The organism is Methylobacterium sp. E-045 (genome assembly GCF_022829685.1).
Classification (GTDB): domain Bacteria; phylum Pseudomonadota; class Alphaproteobacteria; order Rhizobiales; family Beijerinckiaceae; genus Methylobacterium.
In genome coordinates this window covers 1-20,677 of the sequence record NZ_JAKSYE010000022.1, presented here as the reverse complement: position 1 = coordinate 20,677, position 20,677 = coordinate 1, and the positions used below count along the sequence as shown (strand labels likewise).

Annotated in this window: 14 protein-coding genes and 6 pseudogenes; 10 read left to right on the top strand and 10 right to left on the bottom strand. The window is 60.9% G+C overall.

The window, feature by feature from the left end:
* Nucleotides 1-125 precede the first annotated feature (125 nt).
* Nucleotides 126-857, top strand: coding sequence for a Crp/Fnr family transcriptional regulator (locus MKK51_RS01295; protein ID WP_243974500.1), 732 nt, complete (start codon nt 126-128; stop codon nt 855-857).
* 223 nt (nt 858-1,080) lie between these two features.
* Complete coding sequence (locus tag MKK51_RS01290) at nt 1,081-1,788, top strand: Crp/Fnr family transcriptional regulator (RefSeq protein WP_243974499.1); 708 nt, start codon at nt 1,081-1,083, stop codon at nt 1,786-1,788.
* 1 nt (nt 1,789) lies between these two features.
* On the opposite strand, the gene MKK51_RS01285 is transcribed toward MKK51_RS01290, so the two are convergent.
* From MKK51_RS01285 to cyoA, 5 genes are all read right to left on the bottom strand, one after another.
* Complete coding sequence (locus tag MKK51_RS01285) at nt 1,790-2,329, bottom strand: hypothetical protein (RefSeq protein ID WP_243974498.1); 540 nt, start codon at nt 2,327-2,329, stop codon at nt 1,790-1,792.
* 90 nt (nt 2,330-2,419) lie between these two features.
* Nucleotides 2,420-2,812: a cytochrome o ubiquinol oxidase subunit IV gene (cyoD, locus tag MKK51_RS01280; protein WP_243974497.1), complete on the bottom strand. Its 393-nt coding sequence runs from the start codon at nt 2,810-2,812 to the stop codon at nt 2,420-2,422.
* The gene (cyoC, locus tag MKK51_RS01275; RefSeq protein WP_243974495.1) at nt 2,809-3,441 is read right to left on the bottom strand and encodes a cytochrome o ubiquinol oxidase subunit III; all 633 of its coding nucleotides are present in this window, start codon (nt 3,439-3,441) and stop codon (nt 2,809-2,811) included. Before cyoC ends, cyoD begins: the two co-directional genes overlap by 4 nt.
* A gap of 1 nt (nt 3,442) precedes the next feature.
* Entirely contained in the window at nt 3,443-5,440 is a 1,998-nt protein-coding gene (gene cyoB, locus MKK51_RS01270) for a cytochrome o ubiquinol oxidase subunit I (RefSeq protein ID WP_243974493.1), read from the bottom strand.
* 71 nt (nt 5,441-5,511) lie between these two features.
* Nucleotides 5,512-6,627 (bottom strand): ubiquinol oxidase subunit II, encoded by a 1,116-nt coding sequence (gene cyoA, locus MKK51_RS01265; RefSeq protein WP_243974492.1) that lies wholly within the window; start codon nt 6,625-6,627, stop codon nt 5,512-5,514.
* 187 nt (nt 6,628-6,814) lie between these two features.
* On the opposite strand from cyoA, the gene MKK51_RS01260 reads away from it, so the two are divergent.
* The gene (locus tag MKK51_RS01260; RefSeq protein WP_243974491.1) at nt 6,815-8,149 is read left to right on the top strand and encodes an MFS transporter; all 1,335 of its coding nucleotides are present in this window, start codon (nt 6,815-6,817) and stop codon (nt 8,147-8,149) included.
* Between the two features lie 40 nt (nt 8,150-8,189).
* Here the strand turns inward: MKK51_RS01260 and MKK51_RS01255 are convergent.
* Nucleotides 8,190-8,764: pseudogene (locus MKK51_RS01255) on the bottom strand (helix-turn-helix domain-containing protein); the annotation flags it as partial.
* A 116-nt stretch (nt 8,765-8,880) separates the two neighbouring features.
* Entirely contained in the window at nt 8,881-9,213 is a 333-nt protein-coding gene (locus tag MKK51_RS01250; protein ID WP_243974490.1) for a hypothetical protein, read from the bottom strand.
* A 725-nt stretch (nt 9,214-9,938) separates the two neighbouring features.
* Here MKK51_RS01250 and MKK51_RS01245 point away from each other — a divergent pair.
* From MKK51_RS01245 to MKK51_RS01235, 3 genes are all read left to right on the top strand, one after another.
* Nucleotides 9,939-10,217, top strand: a complete 279-nt coding sequence (locus MKK51_RS01245) for an HU family DNA-binding protein (protein WP_243974489.1) — start codon at nt 9,939-9,941, stop codon at nt 10,215-10,217.
* Nucleotides 10,218-10,503: 286 nt separating this feature from the next.
* Nucleotides 10,504-12,768: a putative bifunctional diguanylate cyclase/phosphodiesterase gene (locus MKK51_RS01240; RefSeq protein WP_243974488.1), complete on the top strand. Its 2,265-nt coding sequence runs from the start codon at nt 10,504-10,506 to the stop codon at nt 12,766-12,768.
* A gap of 158 nt (nt 12,769-12,926) precedes the next feature.
* On the top strand, nt 12,927-14,465 hold the full coding sequence (locus tag MKK51_RS01235) for a sensor domain-containing diguanylate cyclase (RefSeq protein WP_243974487.1): 1,539 nt from the start codon (nt 12,927-12,929) through the stop codon (nt 14,463-14,465).
* Nucleotides 14,466-15,230: 765 nt separating this feature from the next.
* Here the strand turns inward: MKK51_RS01235 and MKK51_RS01230 are convergent.
* Entirely contained in the window at nt 15,231-16,127 is an 897-nt protein-coding gene (locus tag MKK51_RS01230; RefSeq protein WP_243974486.1) for a LysR family transcriptional regulator, read from the bottom strand.
* A gap of 116 nt (nt 16,128-16,243) precedes the next feature.
* Between MKK51_RS01230 and MKK51_RS01225 the strand changes: the two genes are divergently transcribed.
* Nucleotides 16,244-17,029, top strand: coding sequence for an SDR family NAD(P)-dependent oxidoreductase (locus MKK51_RS01225; protein WP_243974485.1), 786 nt, complete (start codon nt 16,244-16,246; stop codon nt 17,027-17,029).
* 141 nt (nt 17,030-17,170) lie between these two features.
* A pseudogene (locus MKK51_RS01220) lies at nt 17,171-18,117 on the top strand (cyclase family protein).
* A gap of 190 nt (nt 18,118-18,307) precedes the next feature.
* On the opposite strand, the pseudogene MKK51_RS01210 reads toward MKK51_RS01220, so the two are convergent.
* Nucleotides 18,308-18,546 (bottom strand): annotated as a pseudogene (locus MKK51_RS01210) (IS5/IS1182 family transposase); the annotation flags it as partial.
* Between the two features lie 181 nt (nt 18,547-18,727).
* On the opposite strand from MKK51_RS01210, the pseudogene MKK51_RS27475 reads away from it, so the two are divergent.
* Both MKK51_RS27475 and MKK51_RS01200 read left to right on the top strand, forming a co-directional pair.
* A pseudogene (locus MKK51_RS27475) lies at nt 18,728-18,922 on the top strand (IS3 family transposase); the annotation flags it as partial.
* A 392-nt stretch (nt 18,923-19,314) separates the two neighbouring features.
* Nucleotides 19,315-19,461, top strand: a pseudogene (locus MKK51_RS01200) (IS5/IS1182 family transposase); the annotation flags it as partial.
* 67 nt (nt 19,462-19,528) lie between these two features.
* Here the strand turns inward: MKK51_RS01200 and MKK51_RS01195 are convergent.
* Nucleotides 19,529-20,473 (bottom strand): annotated as a pseudogene (locus MKK51_RS01195) (IS256 family transposase); the annotation flags it as partial.
* Nucleotides 20,474-20,677 lie beyond the last annotated feature (204 nt).

Below are 20,677 nucleotides of genomic sequence, written 5' to 3'. Positions count from 1 at the left end.
GATCCCCCGACAGGAAGGCTCGACAAACGGTCGGCACTTAGGAGGCAGCGCGCAGAATGCGGGTGGGCGTTCCCGTTCTGAATGAGTAAGGTTCTCATCCAGAATGGGAATACGAGGCCTGCCTGATGTCGAGCGAGACCTGCGCCCCTAATGGGCAGTCCTGCCGGCACGGTCGGTCCGAAGGCGGCTGCGCCGAGTGCAAAGTCCGCCTCGTCAGCGTTTGCGCTGCGCTTACGAGCGACGAGCTTGCCGAACTCGAATCCCTGAGCCGTCGCGTCACTTACAATCCACGCGGGACCCTGTTCGCACAGGACGAGGAGGCAAGCGCGGTCTACAACATCACCGAAGGAGCGGTTCGCCTCTTACGTCTGCTGCCGGACGGGCGGCGCCACGTCATGGGGTTTGCCCTTGTCGGCGACTTTCTTGGCCTGGCCATGCCCGAGCGGCACACCATCACCGCCGAGGCCCTATCGCCCGTCACGGTCTGCCGCTTCGAGCGCCGGGCGTTCCAGGAACTGGTGGCACGAAAGCCTCATCTCCTGCAGCGTCTGCATGAGCGCGCGGGCTATGAACTTGGCCTCGCGCAAGATCAAATGCTCCTGCTTGGCCGCCGCGGGGCTGAGGAAAAGGTCGCGAGCTTTCTGCTCACGCTGCGTGGGCGCTACGTACGGATCGGCCTAACCTCCGTGACGCTGGAGCTGCCGATGGGGCGGCAGGACATCGCGGATCATCTCGGCCTCACAATCGAGACGGTGAGCCGCACGCTGACGCGCCTCGACCGGGAGAAGGCTATCCTCATCGTGCCGGGCGGTGTGCGCCTGCTCGATCTGCCTCGGCTCGAACGTCTCGGAGGGTGAGGGAGCCCGTCTTCTAGCCATGCGGAACCGCCTTGATCTGGATCAAGGATCTGCAATGTCGAGGGGACCAGTTGGGAGGCGTCGATCCGGAAGCCCCTGATGCCGTTCGTACGCGCCAGGGTGCGACCCGTCGGGCGGGGTGACCACTCCAGAGCTCTGGCGATCGAGGCCGCACAGTTCACGCACGATGTGGAACTGTGCAGAAAGACCAAGGAACGGATCCGTGTCGATCGATATCTGCGCACTCTGCCCCGTGCGCGAACACGCCTTATGCAGCTGTCTCAACGATGAGGAACGCATCGTTCTCAACGGTCTCTCCCAGCGTCGCCGCGTTATGGCGGGTGAGACCGTCATGTGGGCGGGCGACGAGAGCCGGATCTGCGCCAACCTCCAGTCTGGCGTCCTGAAGGTCGTTGCTGCAACGACAGACGGGCGCGAGCAGATCGTCAGCCTTGTCTACCCGGCCGATTTCGTCGGCGAGCCCTACGCAACCGAGATCGCTTTCACGGTCACTGCCTTGTCAGACGCTGAGCTGTGCACATTCCCGCGACTCTTATTCGAACGCTTCCTAGAGGAGCATGCGCGAATGGGGAATCTTCTGCTCCAGCGCACACTCGGAGCGCTGAAGGACGCCCGCGCCCGCATGCTGACCCTGGCCCGTCTCTCCGCGGGAGAAAAAGTAGCCGGCCTCCTACTCGACATGGCCGTCCGGGCAGGCCGGCACAGCTACCGGCCGGACCAGTCCGAGCCGGTGACGTTCGACCTGCCAATGACGCGCGGACACATGGCAGACGTGTTGGGAATGACGATCGAGACAGTCAGTCGACAATTGACGAAGCTGAAGAGCGCCGAGGTCGTCGTCCTATCCGGTGCCCGTACCATCACGATTGTCGATGGGAACGCGCTCAAGAAGCGGGCTATGGCGGCGTAAGTCACGCCGCCCGGCGGCTCAGGCTGTCGACAAGCAGGGATCTGCCGCCCGGCGTCAGGCGGTGCTGGGCGAGCATCAGGAGCGCCAGTATCTCGAAAGCCATCCTCTGTCGGCATGCCGCGAAGAAGCAGCGGAGCATGTAGGCGAGCGTGTCGGCAGAGATCCTGCCGGCCGCACCCGGCTTCACGTCGAGCACCGCCATCAGGTCTTCGGCATGGACGAGATCGTTGGTCCGGCGCGCTTCGACGTGGCGAAGCAGAACAGCTGCCAGGGAATTTTGGAGCCCTGGGCCGAACATTTCGGCGACGAAGGCACTGCTTTGCGCCTCATGCATGATGAAGTCGCTGAGCGCCGCGCGGAGCCGCTTGGCCTGGCCTTCGACCGGCCAAGTGGGGAGTATGTCGGCACAGGCTTCCAGGTGGTCGCACAGGCAGGCTAGGCGCTCGTGCCGCGCCATGAGCCGGAGGAGCTCCGCCTCAGCGATGAGTCCGGAAGGATCCGCGGGAGGCGCGGGGAGGACGGAAGGCTCCAGCGAGATCATGGGGTGATCCTGATTGCGAAACGTTCGTTGATCACATCGGTGCCGGGTACGGAGGAGCGACAGCGGTACCCCGTATCCGTACCGTCGCCGTCAGTGCATTGGCCCCATGGCGGCGTCCGGCATCGGCATCATGTTCGCGTTGAGGTGGTACATTACCCAGACCGACCCGGCGATGGTCAGCACCACGATCACCGCCGTGAACAGGAAGGCGAGCAGCGTCCAGCCACCCTCGGAGCGTGTGTCGAGGTGGAGGAAGCTGACGACATGGACGACGATCTGGATCATGGCGAGCACGAAGATGATCGCCGCCGTCGCCGTCGGGTTCGGCAGAGCCTTCGACATGACCAGCCAGAACGGAACCACGGTGAGCAGGATCGAGAGCGCGACGCCGATCCGGTAGCTGCGGCGGCTGTCGTGCCCATGAGCAGAACCGGGCGTCCCAATATCGGTGTCGCGCGGCGTGTGGAGGGAATGGGTGCTCACCGGATCACTCCAAAAAGGTAGACGAAGTTGAAGACGCCGATCCAGATGATGTCGAGGAAGTGCCAGAACATCGACAGGCAGATGATCCGGCGCTTCATCTCGCCCGTTAGCCCATGCTGTCCGAGCTGGACCAGCATCGTGGCAATCCAGATCAGCCCGACGGTGACGTGCGCGCCGTGGGTCCCGACCAGGGTGAAGAAGGCCGAGAGGAACGCGCTGCGCTGCGGGCCAGCTCCCTCCTGGACGAGGTGCGCGAACTCGTAGAATTCGATGCCCACGAAAGCCGCTCCCAGGAGCCCCGTGACTGCGAGCCAGGTCCGTGTTGGGCCGACCCGGCCGGCCTCCATGTGCGGGATGGCCTGCCCGAAGGTGATGGATGAGGCGAGGAGGAGGGCGGTGTTGAGGGCCACCAGCGGCAGGTCGAAGAGCTGCCGTGGACCGGGGCCGCCGGCATAGCTGCTGCTGACCACGCCGAACATCGCGAACAGCGAGGCAAAAATGAGCGCGTCGCTCATCAGGTAGATCCAGAACCCCAGGACCGTGGCGCCTCCGCCGTGGTCGTGCTCCTCCATCTCCGTCGGGTGCCAGCGGATGTCGGTCTCGCGGATGTCGCCCATGCGATCGGTCATGTCAGGCCCCCATGCCCAGTTGCGGCTGCCGCCTGTCCTCCGTCGAGGCAACCTCGTCGGCGGGGATGAAGGTGTCGCGGTTGAGGTTGAAGGTGTGGCCGATCGAGACCGCGAGCAGGGCGACGAAGCTCAGGAGTGCGAGCCACCAGATGTACCAGACCATGCCGAAGCCGAGGGTGAACGCGAGGGCAGAGAGGATCACGCCCGTGCCGGTGTTCTTCGGCATGTGGATCGGGCGGAAGCCGTCCGCGGGCCGCTGGTAGCCTCGGGATTTCATGTCGTACCAGGCGTCAAGATCGTGCACGACGGGTAGGAATGCGAAGTTGTAGGCGGGCGGCGGCGAGGTGGTGGACCATTCAAGGGTCCGGCCGTTCCAGGGATCGCCCGTAGTGTCGCGCAACTCGGCACGCTTCACGAAGCCCATGACGATACTCATCACGAAGCCGAGGATACCAACGAGGATGATGAGGCCGCCGATGGCTGCGATGACGAAGTAGGGCTGAAGACTCGGATCGTCGAAGTGCCGGACGCGGCGGGCGGTGCCCATCAGCCCCACGACGTAGATCGGCGTCCAGGCGACCCAGTAGCCGACGACCCAGCCCCAGAAGGCGACCTTGCCCCAGAACGGATCGAGCTTGAAGCCGAAGGCCTTGGGGAACCAGTAGACGATGGCGGCGAATAGGCCGAACACGACGCCGCCGATGATCACGTTGTGGAAGTGCGCCACGAGGAAGAGCGAGTTGTGGAGTACGAAATCCGCGGGCGGGATCGCAAGCAGAACGCCGGTCATGCCGCCCACTACGAAGGTCAGCATGAAGGCGACCACCCACATCATAGGCAGTTCAAATCGGATGTCGCCGCGATACATCGTGAACAGCCAGTTGAAGATCTTCGCGCCCGTCGGGATCGAGATCACCATCGTGGCGATGCCGAAGAAACTGTTCACGGCAGGGCCGGCCCCCATCGTGAAGAAATGGTGCAGCCAGACGAGATAGGACAGAATTGTGATGACGACGGTGGCGTAGACCATCGACGAGTAGCCGAAGAGACGCTTGCCGGAAAAGGTCGAGGTGATCTCAGAATAGATGCCGAACGCGGGCAGCACGAGGACGTAGACTTCCGGGTGACCCCAGATCCAGACCATGTTCCAGTACATCATCGGCGCACCGCCGAGGTCATTGGTGAAGAAGTTGGTGCCGACGTAGCGATCGAGCATCAGGAGGAAGAAGGCTGCAGTGAGTGCGGGGAAGATCGCGATCGCCAGCACGTTCGAGCAGAGCGCGGTCCAGCAGAAGACCGGCAGCTTCATCATGGTCATGCCGGGCGCACGCATCTTAATGATCGTGGCGACCATGTTGATCGCCGACAGCGTCGTCCCGACGCCTGCGATCTGAAGCGACCAGAGATAGTAATCGACGCCCGTATCTGGGCTGTAGGCGAGCCCAGCCAGCGGCGCGTAGGACAGCCAGCCCGTGCGCGCGAACTCACCCACGAACAGCGAGATCATGGTAAGCGCTGCCCCGGCGGCGGTGAGCCAGAAGCTCAGGTTGTTCAGAAAGGGGAAGGCGACGTCGCGCGCCCCGATCTGGAGCGGCATCACGTAGTTGATGATGCCCACCACCAAGGGGATCGCCACGAAGAAGATCATGATCGTCCCATGGGCGGTGAAGATCTGATCGTAATGGTGCGCAGGCAGATAGCCCTCGTTCGCTCCGAAGGCGATCGCCTGCTGCGCACGCATCATCAGTGCGTCGGCAAAGCCCCGTAGCAGCATGACGATGCCGAGGATGACGTACATGATACCGATCCGCTTGTGATCGACGCTCGTGAACCATTCGTGCCAGAAATAGCCCCAGAGCCGGTACCACGTCACTGCGCCGACGATGGCGAGCCCGAGCAGCACGACGACGACGAACGTGCCGAATAGGATAGGCTCGTGGATCGGGAAGGATTCCCAAGTCAAACGGCCGAAGATCATCTTGAGATGGATGTCTGTCATGACGGTCCCAATGGGAAGGATCGGTCTTGCCACTCACGCCGGGCCTGCAGGAGAGACGGCGTCGGAGCAGATTACTGGTGGTCGCGGTTGTGCACGCTGCCCGGTTCAAGGCCGCCGGGGGGATCGGATTGCGCGGGCTTGGTGACGTTCGGGCCGGAGCCCTTTTCTTCGGGCGCCTTCTGCAGCGCAGGCTTGGGTTTGCCGCCGATGAGCGGCTCTGCGGCGTGGCCAGGGGGCATGGTCGGTACCGCATGCGGATGCGTGTGGCCGGCGCCCGTTGCCATGTCGCGGCGCATGACATCGATCATGCAGGGCTTGCCCGGCTCGATGCAGCGGTTGACGGCGCGGTCGAACAGCCCCTCCTCAACGGAGGCAAAGTGCATCGCCGGCACCCGCTCGCTCGGCTTGATCAACTCGACGAGGTCCGAGAGGGCCAGGCTGCCGCCGCCTGCCTTCACCTGCGTTACCCAATTGTTAAATTCGGCTTCTTCGACGCCACGCAGCTTGAAGCGCATGTCGGAATAGCCGCGGCCCGAGTAATTGCCCGAATACCCCCAACTGTCGCCGGACTTGTTGAGCACCGCGTTCAGCTCCGAGCGCATGGTCGGCATGGCGTAGATCATGCCGGCGAGTGTCGGCGCGTAGAAAGTATTGAACTGGTCCGTGGAGGTGATCGAGAAGCGCACCGGCACGTTCACGGGCAACGCGAGCTCGTTCACCGTTGCCACGCCGAGATCCGGGTAGATGAATAGCCATTTCCAATCGAGCGCCACGACCTGGACGTTTAGGGGCTTGGCATCGGGTGGAACGGGCACGCCTGGCGCGAGGCGCTCGAGCGGGCGAAACGGATCGAGCAGGTGGGTGCTGGTCCAGGTCACTGCGCTTAGCGCGATGATAACGAGGAGAGGGCAGGACCAGATCACCAGTTCGAGCGTCGTCGAATGGTCGAAGTCTGGGTCGTAGACCTTGTTCGGGTTGCCGCGTCTGTACCTCCAAGCGAACACCACCGTCAGAACCATCACCGGAACGATGATGAGCAGCATGACGCCGACGGAGAACAGGATCAGGTTGCGTTGCTGGAGGGCGATGTCTCCAGTCGGGTTCATCACCACCATGTTGCAGCCGCCGAGCAGGAACGGCAGGACGGCGAGCGGCAAGAGGACGGGGAGGCCGTAGGCCCGTTTCATGAGGCGCGATCCTGGGCTGGGCATGGCTGGGACATGGCCGCCGGAATAGCCGCCCCCGGCTCCGCCGACTTTGACCGCGATCAAACCGCCTCAGTTCATGAGCCGCTATGGCCCTTTGCAGGTTCGATGGCCGCGCGGCCGCCCAGACCGAAACGCCCGCTTCGGATTGGACAAAAGGAAAGAACGCATGGCAGTCACACCCGCCGGAGCTGCTAGCTCGACACCGCTGGAGCGCGACGCCCGTCTCATCAATGCGCGGGATCACCGGATCCGGCCTGGTGAAATTGCGGTGGGCGTCATCATCGGACGATCGTCGGAGTTCTTCGACTTCTTCGTCTACGCGATCGCCTCGGCGCTGGTGTTTCCGTCGCTAATCTTTCCCTACACCGACGCCCTGACTGGAACCCTCTACTCCTTCGCCATATTCTCGCTTGCCTTTGTCGCCCGGCCCTTCGGCGCACTCCTTTTCATGCGGATCGACCGTCGGCATGGACGGGGCGTCAAGCTGACGGCGGCGCTCTTCCTGCTCGGAGGATCGACGGCGGCCATGGCGTTCCTGCCGGGTCACGAACAGGTCGGTGGTCTCGCCGCGATCTGTCTGGCTGTCCTGCGCATCGGGCAGGGTTTTGCGCAGGGTGGGACCTGGGACGGGCTGCCCGCCCTCCTGTCACTCAGCGCGCCACGGGAGCGGCGCGGCTGGTTCAGAATGATCCCGCAGCTCGGCGCGCCGATTGGCATGTTCGTCGCCAGCGCCTTGTTCGCGTTTCTGCTGTCGACGCTGAAGCCCGCGGATTTCCTCGACTGGGGCTGGCGTTACCCGTTCTTCGTTGCGTTCGTCATTAACGTCGTGGCGCTGTTTGCCCGGCTGCGCCTAATCTCGACCCCTGAGTTCACGCGTCTTTACGAGAGCCAGGACTTGCAACCTTCCCCGCTGTCGGATCTGATCCGCGATGAGGGAAGAACGATTGTGCTCGGCGCGTTCGCCCCGCTAGCGAGCTTCGCGCTCTTCCACCTCGTCACCGTGTTCCCGCTATCATGGGTCGTACTCACAAAAAGCGACGCTCCCTTACGCTTTTTGGTCATCGAACTGGTCGGAGCAGCTATAGGCCTCGTGACCGTGGCGCTGTCGGGCGTGATTGCAGATCGCATTGGCGGCCGAACGGTGCTTGCCGTATCCGCTGTCCTGATTGGAGCTTACAGCTGCTTCGCGCCGCAGCTGCTCGGTGAAGGACCTGCCGGCGAATGGACCTACGTGCTGCTCGGCTTTGGACTGCTTGGGTTCGCCTTCGGTCAATCGTCGGGCGCGCTAAACGGCAGCTTCTCATCCAAGCACCGTTACACGGGCGCGGGTACGACCGCGACGGCAGCTTGGTTCATTGGCGCTGGGTTTGCACCGCTTGTTGCATTGCTACTAGCAAGCACCTTTGGGCTCCGCTCGGTGGGCGCTTATCTTCTCTCGGGCACGGTGTGTACGCTCGTGGCGCTGGCGCTGAACCGTGTGCGGCGCCGAAACTTGCATTGATGCTGTAGCCATCATTATAAAATGCCCTACGCTTCGTTGGCTGGCCCATCTTCATCGGCAACGGGTCCTGCGTACGGGTAAGCACTTGGATCTGGCTCTTTTCATCGACCGAGAGCACGACGACATGGGCGGGCGGGTCGACGTAGAGCCCGACGACGTCACGCAGCTTGGCGGCGAAAGCTGGGTCGTTGGAGAGTTTGAACTCCCGGACCCGATGCGGCTGCAACCGTGCCCGCGCCAGATCCGCTGCACCGACGAGATGCTGATGGCGGCGGCGGCCGTCCAATGCGTGGTCTCGCCGGGTGGTTATTCTTGCATCAGAGCAACCACGCGCGCCGCCACCTCCGGTCTCGGCGGCAGGATGCACGCTGGTCGCGTCTTATCCCGAAGGAGCCCTTCGCCGCCCTCTTGCGCGAAGCGGTCTTGCCAGCGCCAGACCGCTGTCCTGGACACGCCCGCCTCACACATGACCGCGTACGTCCCGAGCTCATCGGCGCTCAGCAGCACAATGCGGGCGCGCCAAACGTGCTTCTGCGGCGTGTTTCGATCCGCGACCAGGGCCTCCAGCCGAGGGCGTTCCGCGGCGGAAAGCGTGAAAAAGATGCCGCTGCGCATCCCACCAGACTCGCAGGCCCGACCTCAAACCGAAACCCCAGACGGACTCAACCGCCAGGGCTCAACCACTAGATTAAGAATGCCGGGAATAATCATTCCAAAGTTTTTAGCCGATGTCATGCTCTCCAACCTGCGAGGCCGGCCCAAGCCTTGTCGATAATGCTCTGGCAGCGCTGTGCGTGGCCCGGATCTGCATCCATGACGAAGCGGAGTGTGGCATCCATCGCCTCACGACCACCATTGGCCGCCGCTTCCTCGCCATTGTGGCGGATGGCAGTCTGGTAGGCCGTCACGGCCGGCCCAACGAGGGGTTGGTTCTCAACTACGATGATGAGAGCTAGAAGCGCCTGGCCGATCAGGTCGGCGCTCTCCTGCGACGAGGGCTTCGCCGCTGCTTCTGGCTGCCTGATGGATCCAGGGAGATGCCCGGTCGTATAGGGGCGGATCATGGCATTGTCCTTTTGTTCGGGGTGCATAAGTGGGTGAAGCTCTCAAGGATCCCCAGCCTATCGAGCGGCGCAAGGCGATTGGCAGCATAGGACCAGACCAGGCCAGCAGGCGCCTTCGGTCCCGCAACATGGCCTTATCGGGGCTGGTGACGCCCCGCGTAGTGGGAACAGGCTCGCCCGGCTGGCAAGAATGCCTATGGGCTTGATGCCCTCACGGATCGAGCTGCGGCGCCCGTGGAGCCGTTCGGCCAGGGTCTGGGCCCTCCTCCTCGGCCAAAGCCCCTGCCCCGTGCCCCTGCCATACATGGCGGGACAGCTCGTCCATCAGCGCAAGCGTCCGCGCGCCGTCGATCGCGGCGGCCATGGTCGCGTGAAACATCGTCCCCAACCCTCTCGGGCCGCGGCAGGCACAAGGCACGACTTCTCGATGCGGGAATTGGCGTTCCCGCTTGACTCCCGAGGGGGGCATATGGCTTGTGGGGGATTGCAACGGGCCTCCATAGGCCATTTCGATTTCGCGGCCCTCCTGTTTGGCGACAGGGGGGCCGTAGTCGTTTCAGGGTCTATCTCGCGGCGGTGATCTCTCCTGATGCCGGCTCACGACTCGCTTGGGCGATACGCGGCCGGACATGGCATGTCGGCCGGGTGACACCGTTAAGTCAACGGTAAGGGGTTGGCGGGCGGCAGGGTTGAAGCTGGCCCGGTCTGATGTTCCAACGCGCACCATGGTCAAATCCGAGCTCATTGCCCGTCTCGCCGAACAGAACCCGCACTTCTACGCCAGGGACGTCGAGCGCATCGTGAACACCATCATCGGACGGATTACCGATGCGTTGGTGGAGGGCGATCGAGTGGAATTGCGAAATTTTGGGTCCTTCTCGACTACGGTTCGCGATGCGCGCGAGGGCCGCAATCCAAAGACTGGCGCAGTCGTATCGGTGAAGAGGAAGACGGTTTTGACCTTCAGGGTCGGCAAGGGAATGCAGGATCTGCTGAAAGGGTGATGCTACCTGACGGCAGGGTCAGACCGATGGGGTTGAACTCCGATGCACGCGAGGTGCTCCTCCTCGCCATGACGACCGAGGATGCCGAGCTAGGCGCCCAGCTCGCCGAGGTGTAGGATTAGTGTGCAGAGCAGGCGGTGGGAGCCGGCGATTATCCATAGGCTAACATAAACATGGCAGACTGCCGCCGGATCACGCTTAGAGACGATCCAGCCGAAGTCATCGAGCAAGTGTGAGGTAACGACGACCGCGGCCACAAGCATGCCGAGGATGCGACAAACTTGCCATGCCTCTAAAACCCGTGTTCGATCACAACGAATTGGTAGCACCTGCTGCGGCTCTCTCGTCGCAGCATAAAATAGTGACCACCATGCCACATCGTGAGTATCCCACCCTACTCGATGAGCCCCAGCGCCTGGAGGCCCTGAAACGCTACAGGGTGATGGACACGCCTCCCGAGGTTGAGTTCGATCATGTGGCGAAGCTCGCCGCCGATCTGTTTCGTGTTCCGACTGCCCTGGTTTCTTTTGTCGGAGAGGATCGGCAGTTCTTCAAGGCACGGCTAGGCTTTGAAGCCTGTGAGACCTCACGCGCCAATTCATTTTGCACACATGCACTCGTAAGTGATGAGGTGCTCGTCATCCCAGATGCCCAGGCGGATGTACGGTTCCGGCTCAACCCACTCGTCACCGCCTCGCCCTTCATCCGCTTCTATGCCGGAGCCCCTCTCCGCACGCCAGCCGGGCATAGGATCGGCTCGATCTGCATCATTGATGATAAACCCCGACCATCCTTGAGTGGGCACGAGCAGAAGCTTCTGCAAAGCCTCGGTAGAATCGTCATGGATCATCTGGAGCAGCGGCGCCTGAACGTGCTGAAGAATGCTGCCATGAAGATGGCAGCTGCTACCCCAGATGCGATCGTATGCTCCCATGAGAACGGCGTGATTACGTTCTGGAATGCGGCGGCCGAGAACCTATTCGGTTTCTCTCGCAGGGAGGCAATGGGCCGTCATATCGATTTGATCGTTCCTCCGAAGCATCGACAAGCCTATCACGCTGAGATCGAGCGCCTGCGAACAGGGGGGGGAGGCGACCTGGCCGGGACAACCTTTGAAATCAGCGGTTTGAGAAAGGACGGAACGTCGTTCCCCGTAGAGATCTCCCTCGCAAGCTGGCAGGATGGTCCTCGCACAGAGTTCGGTTCGATCATCCGAGATATCTCAGAGAGACATCAGAGCGAGAAGTATCTGCGATACCTCACGCAATTCGATCGGATGACCGGTCTGCCAAATCGGGTGAGCTTTCTGGAGAAGATCTCGCATGCTCTGAAGCAGGCCGGCCAATACACCGTTCTCAAAGTCGGTCTCGACCAGTTCAAGACCATCAACGGCTCCATGGGAATGGCAGCCGGAGATAATATCCTCATTGCCGCCAGTGAACGGATCATCAATATCGTAGGACCAGAAGCATTCGTAGCGCGCCTGGGAGGAGACGAGTTCGGCATCCTCCTCCTCGGAAGCAATGATCTAGTTCAAGCAGAGGCCATCGCCAATCGTATCCTCGCAGGTCTCAGTTTGGCTTTTACAATACAAGGAATTGCCTGCCACATTAGCGCTAGCGTTGGTATCGTTCTCTGCTCCGAGACGTCACAATTCGATGAGCCAGACGCAATCTTGAAAGGGGCCTTGCTTGCTCTTCAGCAGGCCAAGCTTGCAGGCGGGAGGCAATATGGATTGTTTCGGTCCGAACTTGGTGAACTCGCGGACGAGCGCCACCGGATCGAGGAAGAGCTCAGAAACGCCTTGGACGGGGAAGAGTTCGAACTTTATTTCCAGCCCCAGGTGCGGCTCCCGGATCATCGCATCGTCGGTGCTGAGGCCTTATTGAGGTGGCGGCATCCGAAGCAGGGCCTCTTATCACCCGCTATCTTCCTTCCGGTACTCGAAAGCAGCGCTATCGCGATCCCGGTCGGTGACTGGATCTTACGTACCGCCTGTGCCTTTGCCGCTGAAGCGGCTACGTCAGGCATTCCGCTCCGCATCGGCGTAAACCTGTTCGCAGCACAGCTGCGGGACACCTTATTATGTGAGAAGATTGCGGATGTGCTGACCACCTTCGGGCTTCGTGCAACGCAGCTTGAGCTGGAAATCACCGAAACCACCGTACTAGGCCACGACGAAAGCATTTTAGCGCCGCTGCGCCAGATCCGAGAGATGGGCGTCGGCATCGCTTTCGATGATTATGGCACCGGCTTCGCTTCGTTGAGCCTGCTGAAGCGTTATCCGCTCACGCGCCTTAAGATCGACCGCGAGTTCATCCGCGATCTCGAAACCGATCCAGACGATGCGGCGATCGTCAAAGCAGTTTTGGCCCTTGGGGTCAGTCTCGACCTTGAGGTCATTGCCGAAGGGATTGAAACCTGTGGGCAGGCAGCGCTGCTGGCGTCTTATGGATGTCATGAAGCCCAAGGCTACTTCTTCGGCAAACCTACGCCAGCCCGAGAATTTCTCGGCATTGTGGCTGGGCTACCACTTGGGGCGACTTCCTGAAGTAAGTAGATTAGCAATTATCATTCCCTTCATATTTAAAAGCAATAACAATGACAACCAACTGCCAACAGTAAAATTTTAATTCCCTCGCAAAGCCTAGAGAGCCCTATTATGCTGATCGTAATTCTTTTCAAAAATCACGAGGACCACCAATCGTAATGGTAGAGGGGGCCCCCATTGGCAAGCTGTCGAAGTGGAACCCCTCCTCAGCGTGGCTAAGCGCTTTTGGCATTCTGTCAGTGGTTGGCTTATGCGTAATTTCTGCCCTCATGCTCTGGCAGATGCGCTGGGACACAGCACGGAAAGCAGAGATTACCTCACGCAGTCTGGTGCAAGTACTATCCCGCGATATTGATCGCAATATTGATCTATACAACATTGCGCTTCGCACCGTGATTGAGGGCATTCAGCGCCCAGAGGTCATGGATGCCGCTCCTCAATTGCGGCATATGCTGCTATTCGATCGTATCACAACTGCTCCAGGATTTGGGTACATCTTAGTACTAGACCAAAATGGGAACGTCATCGCGAATTCACAGACTCTTGGTCCTACCTCAATCAATGTGGCCGATCGCGAATATTTTCAGCACTTCGCTGCCAATGCGGATGACAACTTGCATGTGAGCGCTCCGGTGATTTCGCGAGTCAGTGGGCAATGGATGCTTACACTAAGCCGGCGGATCTCGAATGCCGAGGGCGCTTTTCAGGGTGTTGTTACAGGCGGCATCTATCTCAGCTATTTTCATAGCCTTTTCTCTAGTGTCGATGTCAATAATCCAGGAACAGTTACCCTATCTGGGCCTGGTGGAACGATTGTTATGCGGGAGCCTTATGAACCAAAACAAATTGGCACAAGCATTTCTCAAACCGTAAGCTATAAAGATATCATAAAAACCAAAAGTGGCAGCTTTACCGGACCTGCGATGCTCGGCACTGGTGACAGGCTCTTCGTCTTCACGCAGATTCAGGATCTACCACTCTATCTGAGCGTAGCGCTGCCCTTACATGATATCTACGCCGGATGGTGGTGGAAAGCTTTGGCGCTTGGGTTTGTCGTACTCGCCCTCAGTGCAACGATTATTGCGCTCATATGGCGACTTGGCCGGGAGCTTTTCCATAGGACGCAAGCTGAGCAGATTACCGCAGCTCTCAATATCGAATTGAAGAAACTGGCTACCACGGATGCATTAACGGGCCTCTTTAACCGGAGGCAGTTCGATATATCCCTTTCAAGGGAATGGCGTCGAGCAGTACGAAATCACCATCAGCTCTCATTGCTTATTCTAGATGCTGATTATTTCAAGGGCTTCAATGACCGTTACGGACATCAGAAAGGAGATGAAGCGCTACAGTTGATCGCCCGCTCAATCGAGGCCGCTATCGACCGCAGCCATGATATTGCGTGTCGGATTGGCGGAGAAGAGTTCGCGGTGGTACTGCCAGACACGGATGCCGCTGGTGCAATAGTTGTAGCTGAACGTATCCGCACGTCTGTCTTAGGCTGGAAAGTTCCGCATGCGGTGAACCCTCATGCCTTGCTGACCATCAGTGGTGGTTTAGCTCATATTCTCGAAACGAGCGTCGTTGACCCAACAACTTTGATGGCGGCCGCGGATCAGGCGCTTTATAAGGCTAAGGCAGGTGGGCGGAATCAAGTACGGGCCAGCGCAAATAACAGCAGTCCATCAATGGGTTAGAGGTAGTCGCCCTCCTTCTTTGAGACGATGGCAAAGATGGCGCGGGTAGCTCAACCGTGAAGCGGTACTTGCAACTAAGCCAAAACCGATGCTCTCAAATCATGGGTGTTGATCTCTGACTATCGGTGATCCAGTTAAGCTGACACCTCTCCTTGAGAGGCGGCTTCCATTACCATAGGGCCCATCGCGGTACCCTTGACGGGACTGCCGATGGATCGCCTTCCCGAGCTCGCCAGCAACATGGTGTAGGGTTGCCTGATCGCATGTCGCCGCGACCCGTGTCCCAAGTTCCCGGGTATGGGTTCGCGCTGATGACCCGGGGGGTTACGGTGCTCGTCCCGCGAATCTTTCGCGGTGGACTCTTGATCGTCTCGATCTGGCTATGCGCGGCTTTTTCAGCCGCGTGAAGGCCGGAAAGCCGGCTGGCTTTCCTCGGTTCCGCGCGAGGAAGCGCTATAAATACTTCGGCTTTGCTGAATTCTCCGGCATTCGTTTCGATGCCGATTGTCAGCGTCTGTCGAAGAAAGGCATCGTCAGCGCTTTGCGCTTGGCGATGCATCGACCGCTAACGCAGCGCTCATCATTCGTGAGCGTGCGCGGCAGAAGCTGCTGGCCGAAGCGACTTAAGTCGCACCGGGCCGTAGTAGGCCCGCGCTCTGAAAGGAGCGGAACCCCAGGGCGAAATTCGATAGAATTTCAGACTGAGACACTACCGATATCCGCAGCATTGGGCGCCGTGGGGGTATGGATTGAGGCCGAGACGGTTCAGCCGCTGACGGTCGCACGGACGGCAAGGAAATCTACGAACGCTCGCGTACGTCCTGACAATCGCTCATGCCCGACATAGAGAGCATGGATCTCTTCTGCATCGCCGGGATGGAAGACCTCCAATACGGACACGAGGCGTCCGGCAGCGAGGTCCGCCGCCACATGGAAATGACCAAAGCGGGCAATACCCGCGCCCCCGACAGCCATGAGTCGCACCACCTCACCAGAATTGCCGAAGAAGTTACCCTGGATCGGCCGCTGGCTTACGCTCGATCCGATGCGGAACGGCCATGTATCGATAGAGCGGCGGAAGCTGAAGTTGAGGCAGTTGTGCTCGGAAAGGTCGTCCGGGTGTCCGGGGGTTCCGTGCATCGCAAGGTAGGAGGGGGCTGCTACCACTACCATCCGGCTGCATCCGAGCCGTCGCGCCCGTAAGCGGGTATCGCGCAGGGGGCCGATACGGATGGCGACATCGGCCTGTGTCGACGCCAGATCGATCACTTCGTCCGTCAGTGCCAGCTCAAGGCTCATCCGCGGATGCTCGGCCAGGAAACGGGGCAGGATCGGCAGGATGACGTGGGTACCAAATGGGACCGAGGCGTTCACCCGTAGCTTGCCGCTCGGCTCAGCGGTGCGCTCCGTAAAGCCTCGTTCGATGGCTTCGAGCCCATCCATCAACTCGGTGGCCTGCTCCCGGTATGCCTCCCCCTCCGGCGTTAGCATCAGGGAACGGGTGGTTCGACGCAGCAGGGCAATGCCGAGACGGGCCTCAAGACGACCAACCGACCGGCTGACAGCGGACGGTGTCTGACGCAGCGCTTTGGCAGCTGCCGCGAAGCTGCCGTGTCGTACGACCTGAAGGAAGGCCTCTATTTCACCGAGCCGATTATCCATACTCACGCCATTCGTGCATCAAAAGCACGACAATCTTGCACAGGTGCGCGCTAGTCATCAATCGCAACAGCAGACATCTTCTCCGTATCGAGCAGGCAACCTGGGAGACGGTCATCATGGATCTGCAGCTGGGAGGACGAAAAGCGCTTGTCACTGGGTCGACCGCGGGGATCGGCCTTGCAATCGCCAGACGATTAGCAGCGGAAGGCGCGAACGTGGTGATCACAGGGCGGCAAGGGGCAAAGCTCGACGCCGCCGCTGCAGAGATCGCGGCTCTTGGGCGAGTTCAAGCGATCGGGGCGGATGCCAGTACGGCGGAGGGAGCCGAGACGCTGGTCCGCGAAGCAACCGAGATCGACATTCTCATCAATAACCTCGGGATCTACGAGGCGAAGGAGTTTGCTGCCATCAGCGACACAGACTGGCATCGCCTCTTTGAGGTCAACGTGGTGGCCGGTGCCCGCCTAACCCGAGCCTACTTCCCGCGAATGCAGGCGCGCGGCTGGGGCCGGGTCGTGTTCGTGTCGAGTGAATCGGGGCTCGTGCCGCCGCCGGATATGATTCACTACGCGGTGACTAAAACCGCTCAGATGACGATCGCACGGGGGTTGGCGCAGCTCACCAAAGGCACTGGTGTCACGGTCAATACGGTGATGCCCGGTCCAACCCGCTCGAATGGGATCGGCGATTTTCTAAGGAGCGTCGCCTCGGACCCGAACGTGTCGCCTGAAGCAATGGAGGCGGAGTTTTTCCGCGTTCACCGGCCCTTGTCGTTGATCCAGCGCATGATCGAGCCCGACGAGATTGCCACGATGGTAGCTTACCTTGCGAGCCCGCTAGCGGCGGCCACGAATGGTGCGGCGCTACGCGTCGAAGGCGGCATCGTTCCAACCATCGCCTGACCCCCGCGTCGTCGCGTCCATCGCGCAAGTCCGGCTCGCCGGAAGCGCTCGGGACGTCTCGATCCTCCGACGATCAATCCCTCGCAACGAAGAACCGGCATCCCGCAGGGTGCGGACTTGCGCAAAAAACGGAGTTGCCAAATGTTAAACAAAACATCGTTCACTGGAGCAATCGCCACCGCTTTGGCGCTGGCAGGAACTCCCGCGCAAGCCGCTGAGCCGAACTGGTACCCCTCCAAATATGGAGCCGGTGATGAGATCGGTGCGGCGAACCTGCTGACCCCAGACGTTGTCCTACAAGCCTTGCAACTCGTCAAAACCGGCAAAGTTTATTCGTTGGGCGTTCCCATCGACAAGAATTTGCCTGCGTTCCGTCACCGTAGCTTCCACCTCTATACGGTGCAGCCTGGTGAAGCCGGCGGTACGAGCAAGGCCCAGAACAAGTTCACCTTCAACGACGAGGTCGTCAACGGCTGGACTGGGGTCGGGACGCAACTCAACGGCATCGGCCATATTGGAATCGACTATACATACTACAACGGGAACAAGGCCAAAGATTTCGTGACAATCGAAGGTGTGACCAAGCTTGGGATTGAGAAGGTCCCCCCGTTGGTCACGCGAGGCGTGGTTCTTGACATGGTGGAGCATTACGGCAAGCCGATTGTGCCTGCGGATACCGAGTTCACCGTTGCGGACATCCAGGCCGTTCTGAAGAAGGAAGGCGTGACCCTGCGCAAGGGCATGTTGTTCTCTTCAACACAGGGTGGTTGGACATGATCGGGAAAGACAACAAGAAATTCCTGGAAGTGGAGCCCGGGATCGGAATGCCGGCAGCCGAATGGCTCGCCGCTCAAGAAATTGTCGCGTTCGGCGGGGATACCTGGGCTTCAGAGATCTATCCCGCCAAAGATGGGCAGGAGTTCCCAATCAACCAATTCATGCTCGCCAAGAACGGCATCTACAACCTCGAACTAATCGATTCGCGTGCGCTCGTCCGCGATAAGGCCTACGAATTTCTCTTTGTGTTAGGCCAGCCCCTCTACAGAGGCTCGACTCAGGTCAACGTTAATCCGGTTGCCATACGCTGACCGCTAGCTAGTTCCCCTATGCTCCTTGTGATGTGATCTGATCGTCTGCCGACGGTTCACGTTCCACTTTCGACCGATTTCTTTGGAAAAAGTCGATGCCGGCCGAGATGGCAACGGGAGGGAAGGGCCCGTGTCCTTTAGCCGGGCTCGGCTACGGGAGCGGGATGATCTTGGCAGGCTTCCCAAGGTTTCAGGCGGCGGCTGCGAAATGGAACTCGTCTCTCGCTCCCTTGGGTCAGCGCAACCGGAGGAGATCCAGCTTTAGGATGCGCTTAAGATGGGCAAACAGCATCTCGACCTTCTAGCGCTCGCGCTGTGAGGTTTACGCTTCTCAAAGTGGGGTACCTTGCGCACCAACTTGTTAGGGCAGCACCGCATCTTTAGGGGGCATGCCGCGCAGTCGAACTTGCTCGCCCGGTACAGCAACGTCGCCCCGTCGTTGACCAGGGTGCCGGTCGGCTGACTCATCACGTCAGCATCCTGAGCCTGAACGGCGACTGCTACCGCCTCAAATCCTGGCGCAGTCGACGCGGTGGTCCTCACCCATCAAACCGCTCCATGCCGAGCGCAAGTTTTTCGGGCATCCTGAACCCTGGGGGGGGTGGATGCCGTGCCTTTCAAATGCTTTACGAGCGAGCCGATCGCCCTTGCCATGCGGCAGGCAGAGAATGCTGCGACGGTGGAGGGGGCTGCCGAAAGATGGCGTGCCGGAGATCCGATGGGGCAAGCAGCCGGAGGACGAGAGCAGCAGCTCAGGTGGCTGATGGCCGACCTGACGCTGGATCGCTCCATGTTGCATGATGTCTTTACCGTCGTCATTGCGGAGCGCGAGTGCTCGATGCGGCCGCGTCACGGGAATGAAGGCGAGATGTCGAATCTGCCGGCGGCATCGCACGGCCGTCGATGCCAGGGCTATCAGCCAAGCCTGTGTCGCTGGCTTCATCCACATCTGCCAAGCCTGCCAGTCAGCCGTGCCTGGAAGTGGACACGCCCGGATGTCACCCCTGCCGTGCCCGCGCCACGTCAGCCTTCTGGATCAACACGGAACAAGCACCCCTCACCCACCCGTAGCTCACCGACCTCTTCGTCGGTTTATGCGGGAGTGGTCGCATTCCTTTGGATCAGAGGGGGGGCTACCGACCGCATCGCTCACCCTGCAGACTTCTGCCGCCGCCTCGACACCTCGTTCTCGAATGTGAGATCGAGGCGACGGGAGCCGCCCCCAACATCCCACCGAAATCCAATCGGCGGTGGAAGCCGTGCTTCTCGCCGGTCCTCTACAAGGGCCGCAATGCCATCGAGCGCATGTTCGGCCGCATCAAGGACTTCCGTCGCATCGCCACAGGTCGTGTCCCTCGGCGTGGTGTAGCTCGCTGAGGGCCACCACGATTACCGGCTTGGGCCGGGAGGATCAGGCTGCCAGGGTCGGCAGGCTGACGAGGGGATCATCGCCGATTGGGGCGATGCTTTCCAGGGTCATGTAGCGGGACTGCTGGACGGCCCATTCGTCATTCTGCTCCAGCAGGATTGCGCCGACGAGGCGAGTGATGGCAGCCTCGTTGGGGAAGATGCCCACGACCTCGGTCCGGCGTTTGATCTCGCCGTTCAGTCGTTCGAGGGGGTTCGTGGAGTGGAGCTTGCCCCGGTCGGCGACCGGGAAGCCCATGTAGGCGAGCACGTCGGGCTCCGCCGTGTCCATCAGGACGGCGAGCCTGGGCACCTTGGGCCGGAGCTGATCGGCCACCCGTCGCCATTGCTGCCGGGCCGCCTCCGCGTCGTCCTGGGCAAACGCGGTGGCGATGAAGGCCGACACGACACGCCGCCCGCTACGGCCGGCATGGGCGAGCACGTTGCGCATGAAGTGCACACGGCAGCGTTGCCAAGTCGCGTTCATGACTTTGGCCACCGAGGCCTTGATGCCCTCGTGGGCGTCCGAGATCACGAGCTTGACCCCGCGCAGGCCGCGCCGGGCGAGCTTGCGCAGGAAGTCCGTCCAGAACGTCTCGGCTTCCGACGGGCCGACATCCATGCCGAGGACTTCGCGGCGACCGTCGGTGTTCACGCCGACCGCCACGATGACGGCCACCGAGACGATGCGCCCGTCCTGGCGGACCTTCACGTAGGTCGCGTCGATCCAGAGATACGGCCACTCGCCCTCGATGGGGCGGTCCAGGAATGCGCCAACCCGCTCGTCGATCTCCTGGCACAGGCGCGAGACCTGGCTCTTCGATACGCCCGTGCCGCCCATCGCGGGTTCCCATCGCGGCTTGCCGCGATGGGGCCCTCCCTGGACCAGATCATCGACCGAGCGGGTCGAGATGCCCTGGATGTAAGCCTGCTGGATCACCGCCGTCAGTGGCTGTCAAAGAGCGTTGAACATTGACCCTGGATCGGCGTCGCACTTTTACCCCCTGGATGGGTATCGCGGTGCGCCCCTGACCAGTACGGCGAAGCGGGCCGGGGTGGCGCTGCCCGGCTTAGTGTGGGTGCAGCAGGCGTCACGCGCGTGCTGGTACCTGGCTTGCTGACTACAGTCATGGCACTCTCGCACGACATCCAC